This is a genomic window from Nocardioides sp. GXQ0305, assembly GCF_050880345.1.
GTDB lineage: Bacteria > Actinomycetota > Actinomycetes > Propionibacteriales > Nocardioidaceae > Nocardioides.
Map to the genome: position 1 here is coordinate 345,523 of NZ_JBNYXG010000004.1, position 16,001 is coordinate 361,523.

Consider the following 16,001-nt stretch of genomic DNA (forward strand, 5'->3'; position numbering starts at 1 on the left):
CAGGCGCTAGCGCGCCTTCCTCAGGAACCGCCCCCGCCGGTGAGCTTCTCGCGGAGCGCCTGCAGCGCCTCGTCGGAGGCGAGCGAGCCGCCGCTCTCGTCGGTCTCGCTGCTGCCGGACTCCTCGGAGCCGGAGGAGTACGACGTCGCCTCGCCGGCCTCGACCTCGGCCTGGGCGGCCTCGGCCTGCTGCTTGACGTGGGCCTCCCAGCGGGCGTGCGCCTTGGCGTACTGGTCCTCCCAGGTCGCGCGCTGCTCGTCGTAGCCCTCGAGCCACTCGCCCGTCTCGGGGTCGAAGCCCTCGGGGTAGACGTAGTTGCCCTGCTCGTCGTAGGTCGCGGTCATGCCGTAGAGGGTCGGGTCGAAGTCCTCGACGTCGGCGGCGGTGCTGGTCTCGTTGGCCTGCTTGAGGGACAGCGAGATCCGGCGACGCTCGAGGTCGATGTCGATGATCTTGACCATGACGTCGTCGTTGACCTGGACGACCTGCTCGGGGATCTCGACGTGGCGCTCGGCCAGCTCGGAGATGTGGACCAGGCCCTCGATGCCCTCCTCGACCCGGACGAACGAGCCGAAGGGCACCAGCTTGGTGACCTTGCCCGGCACGATCTGGCCGATCTGGTGGGTGCGGGCGAAGTGCTGCCAGGGGTCCTCCTGCGTCGCCTTGAGCGACAGCGAGACCCGCTCGCGGTCCATGTCGACGTCGAGCACCTCGACGGTGACCTCGTCACCGACGGTGACCACCTCGGACGGGTGGTCGATGTGCTTCCAGGACAGCTCGGAGACGTGGACCAGGCCGTCGACGCCGCCGAGGTCGACGAACGCACCGAAGTTGACGATCGAGGAGACGACGCCCTTGCGGATCTGGCCCTTCTGGAGCTGGGTCAGGAAGCCGTGGCGGACCTCGGACTGGGTCTGCTCCAGCCAGGCGCGGCGCGACAGGACCACGTTGTTGCGGTTCTTGTCGAGCTCGATGATCTTCGCCTCGAGGGTCTGGCCGACGTACGGCTGCAGGTCGCGGACGCGACGCATCTCGACGAGGGAGGCGGGGAGGAAGCCGCGCAGGCCGATGTCGAGGATCAGGCCGCCCTTGACGACCTCGATGACGGTGCCCTCGACGACGCCGTCCTCCTCCTTGACCTGCTCGATGGTGCCCCAGGCGCGCTCGTACTGGGCGCGCTTCTTGGACAGGATCAGGCGGCCTTCCTTGTCCTCCTTCTGGAGGACCAGGGCCTCGACCTTGTCGCCGACCTCGACGACCTCGTTGGGGTCGACGTCGTGCTTGATCGAGAGCTCGCGGCTCGGGATCACGCCCTCGGTCTTGTAGCCGATGTCGAGCAGGACCTCGTCCCGGTCGACCTTGACGATGGTGCCGTCCACGATGTCACCGTCGTTGAAGTACTTGATGGTCTCGTCGATCGCGGCGAGGAAGTCCTCCGCCGAGCCGATGTCGTTGACCGCCACCTGGGGCGCGTCCGTGGTCTCGGTGAGGTAGGTGCTGCTCGTCATAAGGGAAGTGGATCCTCGGTGGTCAGATGTCGTCGGGCACGCGCAACTGGTCGGTTTCACTACCGGTGGTGATCGCCGCGTCCCTACGAGCGGGACGAGCAGTGATAGCGAGCCTGGTGGATCCACTCCGGTGGGACCCGGGCAGACCTGGAGGCGCAGTGGCCTAGATTACGCCGCCCGGCGTGTCGGAGTCCAACTCGCCGAGGCCCCCGGACGCCGCCCGGTCAGGGCAGCATCCGCGGGTCGTCCGGCTCCAGGGTGTCGATGATGGCCTCGTGCACCTCGGCGCTGTGCGGCACCGGAGCGGTCCGGGACGCGCGCAGCGCCCGCCGGACCGACAGCTCGACGTCGACACCGGCCTCCTCGGCGCCCTCGGCGGCCAGCGCGTAGGCCTGCCCGGCCCACGCCCACGCCAGCGGGTAGCGGTGCCGCGCGAACGCCTGCTCGGCCCGACCGACCAGCCGGTCGGCGCGCCGCAGCTCGTCCCGTGCGCGCTGCGGCTCGGGAGCTGCCAGCGCCTCACCGGCGAGCCGGTTGGCGGCCTCGACGTAGGCCGCCGCCTGGAACCGCGCCATGTTGTCCTGGTCGAACTGCGAGAAGTCCCAGTTGAGGTCGATGTAGCTCATCATCGAGTTGACCGAGGTCCCGAGCCACGCGAAGTAGAAGTCGCCCGTCGGCTCGTAGTCGACGCCGGTCTCGGGGTCGTAGCCGTCGTGCGGGTGGGACAGCCCGAGGTGGTGGCCCACCTCGTGGATCTGGGTGGTCGTCAGCCCGTAGCCGGCGTCGACGATGAACGGGTTGATGAAGCTGAACACGACGCTCTGCGTGCCGTCGCTCCAGTTGTCGTCGGCGAACCCGAGCGGCGTCGGGTCATCGGTCTCGACCGCGTAGTTGAACACCGGCAGCTCGTAGTCGACGCTGTCGCCGTCGTCCTTGGTCCGCGCGAGCTCGGCGAGGTTCTGCACGAACAGGTTGGCGTCGGCGGGCAGGTCGTCACCGGGCTCGCAGTCGGCCCCGGTCAACCAGCCCTCGTAGCACTCCAGCGCCCGGCCCTCGAACGGCAGGTCCTGGTTGTCGAAGCTCAGGTCCTTGTTGCCGAGCAGCAGCTCGGTCAGCTCGCTGGTGAGCAGGTCCGGCTCGATGTAGGCGTCGCTGGTGTCGACGCCCTCCCAGCCCTCGTAGGTGTTGCTGTCGACGTCGATCGACGTGGGCGGCTCGGTCGTCGGCAGCTCGACCGGGTACAGCGGCGAGCTGGTGAACAGCAGGTCGATCGCGACGTAGCGCACGATCTTCGCCAGGTCGCCGGTGAGCGCCCTCGGCGAGCGGTAGCCGTCGCGGGCGTACTCCCACGCCGGCGGGATCCGGTAGTCGGGCTCGCCGTCGCCGTCGAGGTCGGCGTTGGTGATGTCGTAACCGCTGGCGAACCCCTCGGGGCCGGCCGAGAGGTCGTGGAACCACACCCGGTGGGTCGACCCGAGCCCGGTCTCCTCGTCGTCCGCCGTGGTCCCGCCCCAGGCGGAGAGCTTGCGGCTGTCGCGCAGCTCGCCGAAGTCGTAGCCGGTGTCGGGGTCGGGCTCGTCGGTCTTGGTGTAGACGTGGAACCGGAAGTCGGACCGACCCCACCAGTTGATCAGGTAGACGGTGTTCCGGCGGGTGTCCACGCCGCGGGGCGCGTGGCGAGCGAGCCACCCCTCGGTGCTCGCCGCGTCGATCCAGCTGTTGCTGGTCACGTCGAGCGTGCCGGCCTGGTCGTTGTAGTCGGTCTGGAACACGGTGAGGGGCTTGTCGGTCGCGATCGAGGAGAGGTGGCCGAACAGCCGGTTCTCCCAGCGGCGACTCGCGAAGCGCAGGTCGTAGTCGTAGCGGTAGTCGATCCCGAGCGGCTCGACCTCGTCGTACCAGAGCCGCGACCGGACAACCGGCTCCGAGGTCCGCGGCAGCGCCCTCAGCAGCCGGTTCGGGTTGACGTCGTCGGGCTCGTGGCCGACGAGGACGACGTTGACCGGCACCCGCTCCGCGAGCGCGGGCTGGCCACCCGGATCGAGGTGCCGGAACGGCCGGCCACCCCCGCCGGGCGCGGCGGCGGCCGGTGCCTGGACGGCGAGCAGGCCGCCCGCCAGAGCAAGAGTGAGAAGTGCCAGCGTGCGCGGCGCTCGAGCCATCGTGTCCCCCCGAAGTGACGACACCGGCGGGCGTCGGCGCCGCTGCCGGGCAGGATAGGCGCGCCGGTCGGCGACCTGTCAAGGGTCGCGCGAACGACGATCCCGCCGGTCAGCGTCGGTGGCGCGGGGCGGTGTCCCGGGAGAGCAGGGCCGCGGTGCGCCGCGCCTGCCGTGGGGTGGCCGCCTGGTCCTTGCCCGGGGACTGGAAGACCACGGTGGTCCTGGCCGGCAGCACGTCGGCGGCGTACCGGAGCAGGTACGGGCGCCACCGCCGCGCGCTCGGCGGCAGCGCGAGCACCACGACGGGCGAGCGGTGCTGCGCCCGGTGGGTGGGGGCCACGTCGACCGTCCACCCCGGGAACGCCTCCGAGAGGTCGTCGGCAGCGTTGCGGCTGAGGCCGTCCCCGACGACCAGCCCGGTGACGGGGACGTCGGGGGCAGGCCGCGCGGCGCCGGACGTGGGCGCCGGCGAGGAGTCGGCGGTGGAGACAGTGACTCCGGTGGCGACGGAGAGCAGAACCGCGACGATGAGCGGGGTGACGAGTGAGCGGCGGGACACGGGCGGTCGAGCTTTCAAGCGGGCCGGGCGGGCGGCGGGGAGGACGTGACGGCACCCATTCTCCGCCCCCGTGGGCGCGCGGACACGCAGAAGCGCGCCGACGGACGCGTGATTTCCGCCACCCGGTGGGCGATCCCGCCGACAGGCACGGCGGTCGTACCATCAGCCGGGTGGAGGAAGCATGGCCGCACCCCGCGGTGCGGGTGGAGCGGCGACCGGTCGACGAGCAGGAGTCACGGGGGGCCAACGGCCCCGACTGGGACCGGTACGCCGACGAGTACCAGGCGACCCACGGCTCGTTCCTGGGTGACCGCGGGTTCGTGTGGGGTCCCGAGGGGCTGACCGAGGAGGCGGCGGGGGTGCTCGGCGACGTCGCCGGGCGCGACGTGCTCGAGGTCGGCTCCGGCGCCGGGCAGTGCTCTCGCTGGGTCCGTGACCACGGCGGCCGGCCGGTCGGCCTCGACCTCTCCCACCGACAGCTGCAGCACTCGCGGCGGATCGACGAGCAGACCGGCGTCGCGGTGCCGGTGGTCCTCGGGACGGCCACCCACCTACCGTTCACCGACGAGGCGTTCGACGTGGTCTTCTGCTCGTTCGGCGCCCTGCAGTTCGTGGCGGACATCGACGTGGCCATCGCCGAGACGGCGCGGGTGCTCCGGCCGGGCGGGCGCTTCGCGTTCTCGATCACCCACCCGACGCGGTGGATGTTCCCCGACGACCCAGGCGAGCCCGGGTTGACGGCGAACCAGCCGTACTGGGACCGGACGCCGTACGTCGAGGTCGACGACGCGACCGGGCGGGTGTCCTACGTCGAGCACCACCGCACCCTGGGGGACTGGGTCGACCTGCTGGCCGGAGCCGGCTTCCGGATCACCCGGCTGGTCGAGCCCGAGTGGCCCGAGGACCACGACCGGGTCTGGGGCGGCTGGTCGCGGACCCGCGGCCTGCTCACCCCGGGCACCGCCATCTTCGTCGCCGACCTCGGTTGACCTGGGTTCGCTCTCGTCGACCTGGGGAGCAGCAGGCTCAGCCGGCCAGCCGCCATACGCCCGGCCGGACCTCCTCTGCCCCCGGCGTCGCCAGGGCCGGCGCTCGTGACCGGTAACGGTGGCCGGTCGGGGTGACGGTCTCGACCTCGTGGGCGGGACCGGGTCGCGGACGGGCGCTCCAGCCGCGGGCCTGCTTGGCGTGGTTGCAGGCCTGACAGAGGCCCTGGCCGTTGGTCCCGCTCGTCGGCCCCGACCGCTGATGGTCACGCACGTGGTCGACCTCGCGGATCGGCGCGTCGCACCAGGGAGTTCGGCACACCTGGTCGCGCACCACGACCAGCCTGCGCAGGCTGCGGCGGAAGAGGCGCTGGCGGGAGTCGGTCGCGACCAGCTCGCCGGTGGTCGGGCGGGCGTAGAGCCGGTGCAGCCACACCCTCTCGTCCGCGTCGAGCGCACCGCGCAACAGCTCCCGCGCCAGCTCGGCCGGCAGGGGACCGAAGCCCTCGAGGTGGGCGGTGTCGTCGGCGCCCAGCAGCGCGGCGCGGTCGGTCATGACCAGGCCCACGGCGACGCGCGGGAGCGGTCGGCCGGCCGCGGGTCCGTCACCGGCCACCACCCGGGCACACAGGGTGTCGGCCATGACCGCACCGCGCGACCGCGGGTCGCCTCCGGCCCGGGCGGAGTCGGCCGCCCGTCGGAGCGTCGCGTGGAGGGCCACGCCGTCGGCCACCGGCAGCAGCGCGGTGACCCAGGTCATCGTGTCGGGTGCGGGGCGGATGGTCACGGTCCGATCGGCCTCGGCCCGGCGACGGCGTGCACACACCGATGCCGGGTCGAGGCGCGCGGCGGCCTGGGCCGCGCGGGCGCCTGCCTGCCGGTCGCCCATGGCCGCCAGGCGGTGGGGGTCCGATGCCAGCTCCGCGTCCACCCGCCCGCGGTCGAGGCGGGAGAGCATCGCGGTCTCGCGGGCCAGGAGAGTGGCGCGCCACTCGCTGATGGCTCCGCGCGACAGTGCCGCGGCGGTGTGGGGCATCTCGGTCTCGAGAACCACGGCGAGGCCGACATGGCGCCGCCCGCGGTGAGGGGACTCGCGGCGGGCGAGCGCCACCTGTTCGGCGATGCCACGCCCCTGCTGCGCCTCCGGCACGCCCCGCTCGGCAGCGCGCGCCCGCTGTGACCGCGCGAAGGCGGCCGTCGCTCTCGCCTGCGCGCCCTCGGCCGCGCACTTCAGCTCCTCCAGGGCCCGGATCAGGTCGATGCGATCGGCGTCGTCCAGGTCGAGCCCTGACGTCGACAGTCGGTGGGTCCACTCCCCCACCAGGGCCGCGTCGAGCTCGCGATCGAACATGTGTTCGATGATATCGGCCTCCGGCGACACTTGCCACCGGCAACTCCCGCCTGTGGACAAACGCACGACGTCCGCGGCGCCGCCCCATCCAGGACGGCGCCGCGGACGGCTTCAGCGTGAGCTCAGGCGGCGAACCGGCGGTACAGGAAGAACCCACCGGCACCGAGGCCGAGCACGCCCAGTGCAGCCAGCGCACGGACGGTGTTGCGGCTGGTCTCGCCGTCGTCACCCAGCAGCTCGTAGGTGTACGCCGTCATCCCGGTCGCGTTCTCCGGGGCGCCGTAGGCCATCTTCTCGGCGTCGGCGCGCTCGGCACCGGCCTCGATGGTGGCGTAGAGCTTGCCGTAGTCCTGCGCGGTGTCCTCACCGGCGTCGATCAGCTGCGACATGCCCTCCTCGGACAGGCGACCGGCGCCGTCGACCAGCGCCGGGGCGCCGTTCCGGGCCTCGGCCATGCCGTCCGCCAGCCGGACCGAGCCGTCGGCAGCCTCGCCGAGCCCGTCCGCCAGCTCACCTGCGCCGTCCGCCAGGCGCTGTGACCCGTCGGCCGCCTCGCCGGTCCCATCGGCGAGCTGGCCGGCACCCGCGGAGAGCTCACCCGCACCGGCGTTCAATTCACCCGTTCCAGCGGACAGATCGTTGGCACCCGCCCGCAGCTGCGCTCCCCCGTCCGCCAAGGCAGCAGCAGCGCATCGAAGAGTGTCCTCAGGGTTGCAGTTGGCAGTCGGCTGGCCGATGCCTCCGAGCAGCTCACTCCTGACGCTCGCGGTGATCCCGTCCACCAGCGACGGGATGCCCAAGTCACGGATGAAGATGCTGGCCTCCTTGATCCCGCAGTCGTCGGCAAGAGTCGTCGTCTGCTTCGCAGCGAGACAGTTGCCAGCCGCAGGATTCGACAGCCCAAAGCGCAGCCGATCGAGACCGGCCCCGGGCGCCAACAGCTCGGCCTGCACCTGCTGCTGGATGTCCTGCAGCGCTCCAGCCGCCACGGTGACCTTCGCCTGGGCGCCAGGAGCATCGGGCGCCGGGCTGAACAGGCCGTAGTAGATGGTCGAGACAAGCCGGCACTCTCCGGCCGGGGCGTTGGCGGGCGGCAGGAACCCGTCCGGCGCGGCCGGGGAGGTTGGGCAGGCGTTGGCGGCGTTCAGAGCGCTAAGTGCCTGCTTCAGCTGGTTCAGGTCTGTGGCGCCCTGCGCCAATTGCTCGGCGATGAACTGAACCCCGTCCATGGCCCCGCAGCGCTGTGGCGTTCCACCGCCAAGGGCCACGTCGCAGTCAGTCGGCCCCGGGAAGCGCATGCCGTACTGCACCGCATTGAGGCCACCGAGCAGAGTCTCGGCGTCGGGCGCGTCCATGCGCGTGCCAATCCCCTCCGCGATCTCCGTGAGCGCGCCAGTCAGTGCCTTGTACTGAGGGTCCTTCGCCAACTTCTTCTTCACGCTCTTCGGCAGCGAATCGACTCCCTCATGAAGGGTCTTCAGACCATCCTCGAGGGCAGCCTGTCCGGTAGCGAGGTCTCCCGCGCCGCCAGCCAGCCGTCCAGCTCCGTCGTCCAGCTGGCCAGTGCCGTCGGCGAGACGACCCGCTCCGTCGGCGAGCTGGCCGGCACCGTCGTCGATCTGGCCGAGGCCGTCGTTCAGCTCACCCGCACCGTCGGCGAGCTCGCGCGCACCGGGGGCGGCCTCGCCGGCGAGGCCGGCGCTGAGCTCGTCGGCGCCGTCGGAGAGCTTGATCAGGCCGGCGAGGAGCTTGGCGGCACCGTCGCGCAGCTTGAGCAGGTTGGTGTCGATCTCGGTCGCACCCTCGGCGAGCTCCACACCGGTCTCGGAACCGGACTGGTAGCTCTCGCCCGCCGTCTTGAACGAGGGGCTCTCCAGCGGGTTGACCGGCAGGGCCGAGACGGAGGAGGACGGGACGACGCCGTCGGAGATGTTCGCCGTGTAGCCGAACTCGGCGGTGTCGGAGCCGACCGGCGGGAACAGCGTCATGGTGAAGCTGAGCTTGGTGCCGCCCTTGCCGTCGCCGGCCATGTTGGCCTGGTCGGAGGAGACCTCCGTGAAGTTCGGCGGCACGATGGTGGTCAGCGAGCCGACCATCGGGATCGGGACGTCGACGGTCTCGGTGGTGGTGCCGCCCTTGCCGTCGGGGAAGGAGACCTCCTGCGGCTGGGCGGTGATGTTGCGAGCCGTGTAGAGCACCTCGAGCTCGCCGTCGGCGCCGACGACGTCGCCGGGCTCGACCAGCTCGCCGTCGAGGCGGTACTCGACGTCGATGTCGAGGGGCAGCTCGCCGGTGTAGTCGCTCACCGAGCGCAGCCGCTCGACGCCGTCGACGTCGACCTCGAAGCTCTGGACGCCGTCCTCGACGTCCGGGCTGCCGAACTCGTTGAGGTTGCGCAGGCCCTCCTCCTCGATCGGGTTGTCGACCTCGGCGGTGCCGGTGCCGGTCAGCGTGAGCTGCTCGTACACGCGCTCGCTCTCGATCGACCCGTCGGGCTTGACGTAGACCTGCACGGTCTCGGTGTTGACGACGTCGACGTCACCGTCGGAGGCGGCGTACGCGCCGGAGGCGGTTGCGGTCGAGGCCAGCGCCAGGGCGGCCAGGCCGGCGCCCACGGTCAGGGCGGAGTTCTTCACGGAGGTCCTCACTGCACGGGCTCCATCTGCTCGTCGGGGGTGGTGGAGGGGCGGTCGGCGTGCCGCTCGGTGTGGCGCTGCGGGCGGACCGCGCCGGCGACGCCGCCCGCGACGAAGCCGACGGCCACGCACAGCACGAGGGTGGTGAGCGCGCCGATGGACAGTTCGACCACGCGCGGCACGGCCGTGTTGTACGTCGCCTCGAAGCAGCCGGCGAAGGCAGCGGCGCCGAGCAGCGTCGACCACAGCGGGAGCCGCTCCAGGCTGGCGAGCGTCACCCCGACGCACAGCGCCACGACCAGGGCGGCGAAGACCGCGCGACCGGTGGCGGTGTCGGGCGTCAGGGACGCGCGGAAGTAGTAGGCGAGCACGGTGACGACGACCCCGAGCGCGAACCCGGCCAGGCGGCGGGCAGCGGTGGCGTCGGGCACCAGCGCGACGACGGCCCCGGTTCCGATCCCGAGGACGGCGACGGCGTCCAGCTCGAGGTCGAGCCAGTCTCCGATCAGGACAGTGAGAAAGGCTGCCGCGACGAGCAGCAGCCCTCCGAGCAGAGTTCTACGCATGACGATGTGGGGGTTCCCTCCCGAACCTCGTGGCCCCTCCCGGCCACGGACCACGCGTCTGCGCGGTCGCGGCACTCTACCAACGAGTAATCACGAGGTCACAACCGTCGTCGGGGTGTCCTTCGTCTCACTTACCGGACGGTCACGAACGGTCACCGGATGCGCTCCCGGGGCGTCTCCACGGCCTAGGCTCGACGACGTGCCCGGCCTCCCCTCCGCCCCGGACGCGCCCGACCGGGCGCTGCCGGTGCGCGGCGGTGTGCAGATCGCGGTCGCGATGGCCGTCATGAACGTCGCGACGTACGGCTTCACGATCCTCGCCGCGCGGCTGCTCGGACCCGAGGAGTACGGCGGCGTCGCCGCCGTCATGAACCTGCTGCTGGTCGTCAGCGTGGTCGCCCTGGCCCTCCAGGCCACCGCGGCGCGCAGGATCTCCGCCGAGCAGGCCCACGTCGCGCAGATCGAGCGGGGCGTCCTCCGCGTCGGCTGGCACGCCGCCCTGGTCACCGGCGGCGCGCTCCTGGTGCTCTCCCCCGTCGTCGCCCACCTGCTGCGGCTGGACAGCCTCGTCACCGCCGTGCTGGTCGGCCTCACCGCGGTCCCCGTCACCGCCATGGGGGCCCAGGCCGGCGTCCTCCAGGGCGAGCGGCGCTGGGGTGCCCTGGGGGCGGTGTACGTCGCCTCCGGCGTCCCGCGGCTCGTGATCGGTGCCGGCCTCCTGTGGTGGCGCCCCTCCGAGCTGGTGGCCGTCGCGGCGGTGGCCCTCGGCAGCGTCGCCCCCGTCGTCGTCGGCTGGTGGGTGCTGCGGAGCGACCGGAGGCCGGGTGCCGAGGCCGACCACCACGGGGGCCGCGCGATCCTGGTCGAGTCGCTGATCAACTCCCAGGCCCTGCTGGCGTTCTTCGCCCTCGCCAACCTCGACGTCGTGGTCGCCCGCAACGTGCTCACCCCCCACGGCAGCGGCCTGTACGCCGGCGGCCTGATCCTCACCAAGGCGCTGCTGTTCCTGCCCCAGTTCGTGGTGGTGGTCGCCTTCCCGTCGCTCGCGACGGTCCACGAACGGGTCCGCGCCCTGGTCGGGAGCCTGGCCGCCATCGCGGCCGTGGGCGGCCTCGGCACGATCGCCTGCTGGCTGCTTCCCGAGGTGGCGCTGCTGTTCGTCGGCGGGGAGGCGTACGCCGACATCGCGGACGAGCTCTGGCTGTTCGCCCTGCTCGGCACGGTGCTGGCCGCGCTGCAGCTGCTGGTCTACGCGACGCTGGCCCGGCAGGGGCGGCGTACCAGCCTGCTGCTGTGGGCCGGGCTGGTGGCGATGCTGGTCGCCGGCGCGACCGCCGACTCGGTCACCGGCCTGGTGCTGCGGGTGATCGCCGTCGACACCGTCCTGCTCGCCGTGCTGATCGGGTTGAGCGCGTGGCTGGTCGGCCACGACCGGAGGCTCCGCGCGGCCGCCGCCGAGGGGCTGACCCACCGGCGGTGACCGGTCGGCACCCGAGCGGGGAGCCTCAGTGGGCGGCCTCGTGCCAGCTGCGGCCGGTGCCGACGGAGACGTCGAGCGGGACGGTGAGGTCGGCGGCACCGGCCATCTGCTCGCGGACCAGCGCGTCGAGCCCCTCGCGCTCCCCCGCCGCCACCTCGAACACGAGCTCGTCGTGGACCTGGAGCAGCATCCGCGACCTCAGGTCGGACTCGCCCAGGGCGCGGCGGACGTTGAGCATCGCGACCTTGATCAGGTCGGCCGCCGAGCCCTGGATCGGCGCGTTGAGCGCCATCCGCTCGGCCATCTCGCGGCGCTGCCGGTTGTCGCTCGTCAGGTCGGGGAGGTAACGGCGCCGACCCCAGATGGTCTCGGTGAAGCCCGAGCGGCGCGCCTCGTCGACGACCCCGGTGAGGTAGTCGCGGACCCCTCCGAAGGTCTCGAAGTACTCGTCCATCAGCCCGCGCGCCTCGGAGGGCTCGATGCGGAGCTGCTGGCCGAGCCCGAACGCGGACAGCCCGTAGGCGAGGCCGTAGTTCATAGCCTTGATCTTGGCCCGCATCGCAGGTGTCACCGCGGTCGGCTCGACGTCGAAGACCCGCGCCGCGGTCACGGCGTGGAAGTCGCGGCCGGAGCGGAACGCCTCGATCAGCAGCGCGTCCTCGGAGAGGTGGGCCATGATCCGCATCTCGATCTGGCTGTAGTCGGCCGTCATCAGCGACTCCATGCCAGGACCGACCACGAACCCCTCACGGATCCGCCGTCCCTCCTCGGTGCGGATCGGGATGTTCTGGAGGTTGGGGTCGGTGCTGGAGAGCCGACCCGTCGCCGCGATGGTCTGGTTGAACGTGGTGTGGATGCGGCCGTCGGGCGCCACCGTCTTGAGCAGGCCCTCGATGGTCTGCCGCAGCCGGGACACGTCGCGGTGGCGCAGCAGCGCGGTGAGGAACGGGTGCTCGGTCTTCTCGTAGAGCGACTGGAGCGCGTCGGCGTCGGTGGTCCAGCCCGTCTTGGTGCGCTTGGTCTTGGGCATGTCGAGCTCGTCGAAGAGCACCACCTGGAGCTGCTTGGGCGAGCCGAGGTTGATCTCCTTGCCGATCACCGCGTAGGCGTCCTCGGCGGCCCGGGCGACCTCGTCGCCGAAGTGGCTCTCGAGCGTCTCGAGGTGGTCGATGTCGACGGCTACGCCGATCCGTTCCATCTCGGCCAGCAGGTCGACCAGCGGCAGCTCCATCTCGCCGAGCAGCCGGGCCCCGCCGTGCTCCTCGATGGCCGCGTCGAGCGCCTCCGCGAGGTCGAGCACGGCCCGGGCGTGCAGCATCGCGACGTCCTGCGCGCCTGTGGACTCGCCGTCGTCGAAGGCCAGCTCGCCCTGGCCGTCGTCGTCGCCGGCGGTGCGCAGCTCGCGCTTGAGGTAGCGCAGCGTCAGGTCGCCCAGGTCGTAGGACCGCTGGTCGGGCTGCACCAGGTAGGCGGCCAGCGCGGTGTCGCTGACCAGGCCGCGCAGCTCCCAGCCGCGCGCGCCCAGCGCGAGCATCGGGCCCTTCGCGTCGTGGAGCACCTTGGGCACGCCCGGGTCGGCGAACCAGCCCGCCAGGGCCGCGTCGTCGTCGGGGGTCACCTCGGCCGCGTCGAGCCACGCCGCCGACCCGTCGGCCGCCGCCAGCGCCAGCGACCACACCTCGCCGGTGCCGCCGCGCCAGCTGCCCTGGACGGCGACGCCGGTGCGGGAGTCGGGGCCGGCGTGCTTGTCGAGCCACGCGCGGGCCTCGCCCGGGCCGAGCCGCGCACCGGCCAGCTCGAAGCCGGACTCGTCGATCTCGTCGGCCGGGTCGGGGTCGATGGTCTCGAGGAGCCGGGTGCGGAGGTCTCCCCGGAACTCGAGCTCGTCGAGCAGCGCCAGCCCGGCCTGCCGGTCCCAGGTCTGCCTCACCAGGTCGGCCGGGGCGAGCGTCAGCTCGAGGTCGCGCACCAGCTCGTTGAGCCGCCGGTTGCGCATCACGTCGGACAGGTGGGCACGCAGCGCCTCGCCCTTCTTGCCGGTGATCTCGTCGGCGTGGGCGATGACGTTGTCGAGCCCGTCGTACTGGTTGAGCCACTTGGCCGCGAAGCCCTGGCCGACGCCGGGGACGCCGGGCAGGTTGTCGGAGGTCTCCCCCACCAGCGCGGCGAGCTCGGGGTAGCGGGACGGCGGCACGCCGTACTTGGCCTCGACGGCCGGGGGCGTCATCCGCGCCAGCTCGGAGACGCCGCGCATGGGGTAGAGCACGGTGCAGTCGTCGGTGACCAGCTGCAGCGAGTCGCGGTCGCCGGTGAGGATCAGCACCTCGAGCCCCTCGCGGCCGGCCGTGGTCGCCAGCGTGGCGATGATGTCGTCGGCCTCGTAGCCCTCCTTCTCGAGGTGGGGGACCCGCAGCGCGTCGAGCACCGCCCGGATCAGGGGCAGCTGGGAGGAGAACTCCGTCGGCGTCTTGTTGCGGCCCGCCTTGTAGTCGGAGTACTCCTCCAGCCGGAAGGTCTGCCGCGACTTGTCGAACGCGACGCCGACGTGGGTCGGCTGCTCGTCGCGGAGCACGTTGACGAGCATCGAGGTGAAGCCGTAGACGGCGTTGGTGTGCTGGCCCGTCACGGTCGAGAAGTTCTCGACCGGGAGTGCGAAGAACGCGCGGTAGGCCAGCGAGTGGCCGTCGAGGAGGAGCAGGCGCGGACGGTCGGAGGTCTCGGTCACGGGCACGCTCGCGACTCTATCCGCCGCCACGGACACGCGATGCCCCGCGACCCCGGTCGGTCACAATGGCGGGCATGAGCGAGCAGAAGGCCGACCCGATCGCGATCGACGACTTCGTCGCGGCCATGCCGCAGGGCATGGGCGCCCTCAACGACCGGATGGGCATCGAGCTGGTCGAGATCTCCGCCGAGCGGGTGGTCGCGACCATGCCCGTCGAGGGCAACACCCAGCCCTACGGCCTGCTCCACGGCGGCGCGTCGGTGGTGCTGGCCGAGACCCTGGGCTCGGTGGGCTCGGCGATCCACGGCCACCCCGACCGGCTGTCGGTCGGCGTGGACATCAACGCGACGCACCACCGGGCGGCGAGCCGCGGCACCGTCACCGGCGTCGCGACCGCGGTCCACCTCGGGCGGTCGATGGCGACGTACGAGGTGGTCGTCAGCGACGAGGAGGGCCGCCGCGTCTGCACGTCAAGGATCACCTGCACCCTGCTGCCCGCCGAGCGGTTCAGGGGCTGAGCCCCGGACCGTTCCACGCGCCGGGGGTCAGGCCTCCGTCGGCTGCTTCCGGCGCAGCGACCGGCGGGCGGCCAGCACCTGCGTCAGCTGGCGCGCGCCACCGCGCGCCAGCATCGGCCGGTGGCTGGCGAGCAGCCGGCTCTTGACCGTCGCGGCCGGCGCGACGCGCAGGGTCGCGGCGGGGCTCAGCGAGAGCCGCGCCATGAACCGCTGGGAGTCGCGGGCACCCGCAGAGACGGCCACGCCGACGTGGCCGATGCCGATCTCCTCGGCGAAGTCGACCGCGGCCTGCAGCAGGGCGCCGCCGATCCCGTGGCGTCGGTAGTCCGGGAGCACGTGGGGGGACACCACCTGGACGACCGGCTCGAGGTTGATCGGGCTGAACGTGGTCGCCTTCAGGTGGACGCCTCCGACGACTCTGTCGTCGACCTCGGCCACCACCACCCTCTCCTCGGGCATCGCGGACACCCGGTCGATCACGTGGCGGATCTCCGCCACCTGCTGGTCGCGGTCGCCCCGGCGGAGCACCTCGGACCAGACCTCCACCAGTGCCGCCGCGTCGGAGTCGCGTGCGGCGCGCATGTGTACAGGGGAACGCATCCGTCTTCTCTCCTACAGCTCCCACACCGGATCCCACGTGTCCCCCGAGCCCGGCGCCTTCGGGCGAGACTACGCTCAGGACAGCCCGAGTGACTAGGAGGCCCGTGTTTCCCGGAGTCGGCACGCTCGTCAACGTCGTCACGGTCCTCCTCGGGGCGAGTCTGGGCGTCGCCCTCGGCCACCGCCTCCCGCAGCGGACCCGCGACGTGGTCACCGACGGCCTCGGACTGGTCACCCTGGTGATCGCGCTGCTCTCGGCGTACGCCGTCACCGACGAGGTGCTGGTCGACCGGATCGGCAGCAGCGCGCCGATGCTGGTGGTGCTCGGGTCGGTCCTCGTCGGGGGCATCGCCGGGTCGCTGCTGCACCTCGAGGAGCGGGTCGAGGGCATCGGCGGCTGGCTCCAGCGCAGGCTCACCTCCGAGACCGACTCGGCCGAGCGGCACCGCTTCATCGAGGGGTTCGTGGCGTCGTCCCTGCTGTTCTGCACCGGCCCGCTCACCATCCTGGGGTCGCTCAACGACGGCCTGGGGCGCGGCGCCGAGGAGCTCTACCTCAAGGCGGTCCTCGACGGCTTCGCCGCGATGGCCTTCGCGGCGTCGTTCGGGTGGGGCGTGGCCGCGAGCGCGCTCACGATCATCGTGGTGCAGGGGGGCCTCACCGTGGCCGGCGTCCTGCTCGGCGACGTGCTGCCCACGGCGTACGTCGCCGCCCTCACCGCCACCGGCGGGGTGCTGCTGATCGGGGTGGCCCTGCGGCTGCTGCGGATCCGCGAGATCCCGGTCGCCGACCTGCTGCCGGCGCTGGTCGTGGCGCCGTTCCTGGTGGCGCTGGCAGCGGCCCTCCGGTAACGCCTCGGCAACACAGCGGCGCTGCCCCTGACCATCAGGCCCCGACAGTCGCTATGGTC

The 16,001-nt window shown here is 72.2% G+C and carries 12 protein-coding genes; 4 read left to right on the plus strand and 8 right to left on the minus strand.

Annotated elements, in window-relative coordinates:
- Positions 1-20 precede the first annotated feature (20 nt).
- The 3 genes from rpsA to ACQ1X7_RS13270 all read right to left on the minus strand — a co-directional run bounded on the left by rpsA (position 21) and on the right by ACQ1X7_RS13270 (position 4,229).
- Positions 21-1,508 (minus strand): 30S ribosomal protein S1, encoded by a 1,488-nt coding sequence (gene rpsA, locus ACQ1X7_RS13260; protein WP_432478672.1) that lies wholly within the window; start codon positions 1,506-1,508, stop codon positions 21-23.
- Between the two features lie 224 nt (positions 1,509-1,732).
- On the minus strand, positions 1,733-3,670 hold the full coding sequence (locus ACQ1X7_RS13265) for a hypothetical protein (RefSeq protein WP_432478673.1): 1,938 nt from the start codon (positions 3,668-3,670) through the stop codon (positions 1,733-1,735).
- Between the two features lie 109 nt (positions 3,671-3,779).
- Positions 3,780-4,229 carry a hypothetical protein gene (locus tag ACQ1X7_RS13270; RefSeq protein ID WP_432478674.1) on the minus strand — a complete coding sequence of 150 codons (450 nt, stop codon included), beginning with the start codon at positions 4,227-4,229 and terminating at the stop codon, positions 3,780-3,782.
- A gap of 170 nt (positions 4,230-4,399) precedes the next feature.
- Here ACQ1X7_RS13270 and ACQ1X7_RS13275 point away from each other — a divergent pair, with 170 nt between their 5' ends.
- On the plus strand, positions 4,400-5,218 hold the full coding sequence (locus ACQ1X7_RS13275; protein ID WP_432478675.1) for a class I SAM-dependent methyltransferase: 819 nt from the start codon (positions 4,400-4,402) through the stop codon (positions 5,216-5,218).
- 37 nt (positions 5,219-5,255) lie between these two features.
- Here the strand turns inward: ACQ1X7_RS13275 and ACQ1X7_RS13280 are convergent, their stop codons facing one another.
- The 3 genes from ACQ1X7_RS13280 to ACQ1X7_RS13290 form a co-directional block, all read right to left on the minus strand.
- A complete protein-coding gene (locus tag ACQ1X7_RS13280; protein ID WP_432478676.1) occupies positions 5,256-6,566 on the minus strand; it encodes a DUF222 domain-containing protein in 1,311 nt (436 codons plus the stop codon).
- Positions 6,567-6,688: 122 nt separating this feature from the next.
- On the minus strand, positions 6,689-9,202 hold the full coding sequence (locus tag ACQ1X7_RS13285; RefSeq protein ID WP_432478677.1) for a hypothetical protein: 2,514 nt from the start codon (positions 9,200-9,202) through the stop codon (positions 6,689-6,691).
- A gap of 8 nt (positions 9,203-9,210) precedes the next feature.
- Entirely contained in the window at positions 9,211-9,768 is a 558-nt protein-coding gene (locus ACQ1X7_RS13290) for a hypothetical protein (protein WP_432478678.1), read from the minus strand.
- A 199-nt stretch (positions 9,769-9,967) separates the two neighbouring features.
- Between ACQ1X7_RS13290 and ACQ1X7_RS13295 the strand changes: the two genes are divergently transcribed.
- Complete coding sequence (locus ACQ1X7_RS13295; protein WP_432478679.1) at positions 9,968-11,248, plus strand: lipopolysaccharide biosynthesis protein; 1,281 nt, start codon at positions 9,968-9,970, stop codon at positions 11,246-11,248.
- 25 nt (positions 11,249-11,273) lie between these two features.
- On the opposite strand, the gene polA is transcribed toward ACQ1X7_RS13295, so the two are convergent.
- Positions 11,274-13,979 carry a DNA polymerase I gene (polA, locus tag ACQ1X7_RS13300; protein ID WP_432478680.1) on the minus strand — a complete coding sequence of 902 codons (2,706 nt, stop codon included), beginning with the start codon at positions 13,977-13,979 and terminating at the stop codon, positions 11,274-11,276.
- Between the two features lie 68 nt (positions 13,980-14,047).
- Here polA and ACQ1X7_RS13305 point away from each other — a divergent pair, with 68 nt between their 5' ends.
- Positions 14,048-14,491 carry a hotdog fold thioesterase gene (locus ACQ1X7_RS13305; protein ID WP_432478681.1) on the plus strand — a complete coding sequence of 148 codons (444 nt, stop codon included), beginning with the start codon at positions 14,048-14,050 and terminating at the stop codon, positions 14,489-14,491.
- Positions 14,492-14,518: 27 nt separating this feature from the next.
- Here ACQ1X7_RS13305 and ACQ1X7_RS13310 read toward each other — a convergent pair whose 3' ends face one another.
- Positions 14,519-15,073, minus strand: coding sequence for a GNAT family N-acetyltransferase (locus ACQ1X7_RS13310; RefSeq protein WP_432478682.1), 555 nt, complete (start codon positions 15,071-15,073; stop codon positions 14,519-14,521).
- A gap of 122 nt (positions 15,074-15,195) precedes the next feature.
- Between ACQ1X7_RS13310 and ACQ1X7_RS13315 the strand changes: the two genes are divergently transcribed.
- Positions 15,196-15,942, plus strand: a complete 747-nt coding sequence (locus tag ACQ1X7_RS13315; protein WP_432478683.1) for a DUF554 domain-containing protein — start codon at positions 15,196-15,198, stop codon at positions 15,940-15,942.
- The last annotated feature ends 59 nt before the right edge of the window (positions 15,943-16,001 follow it).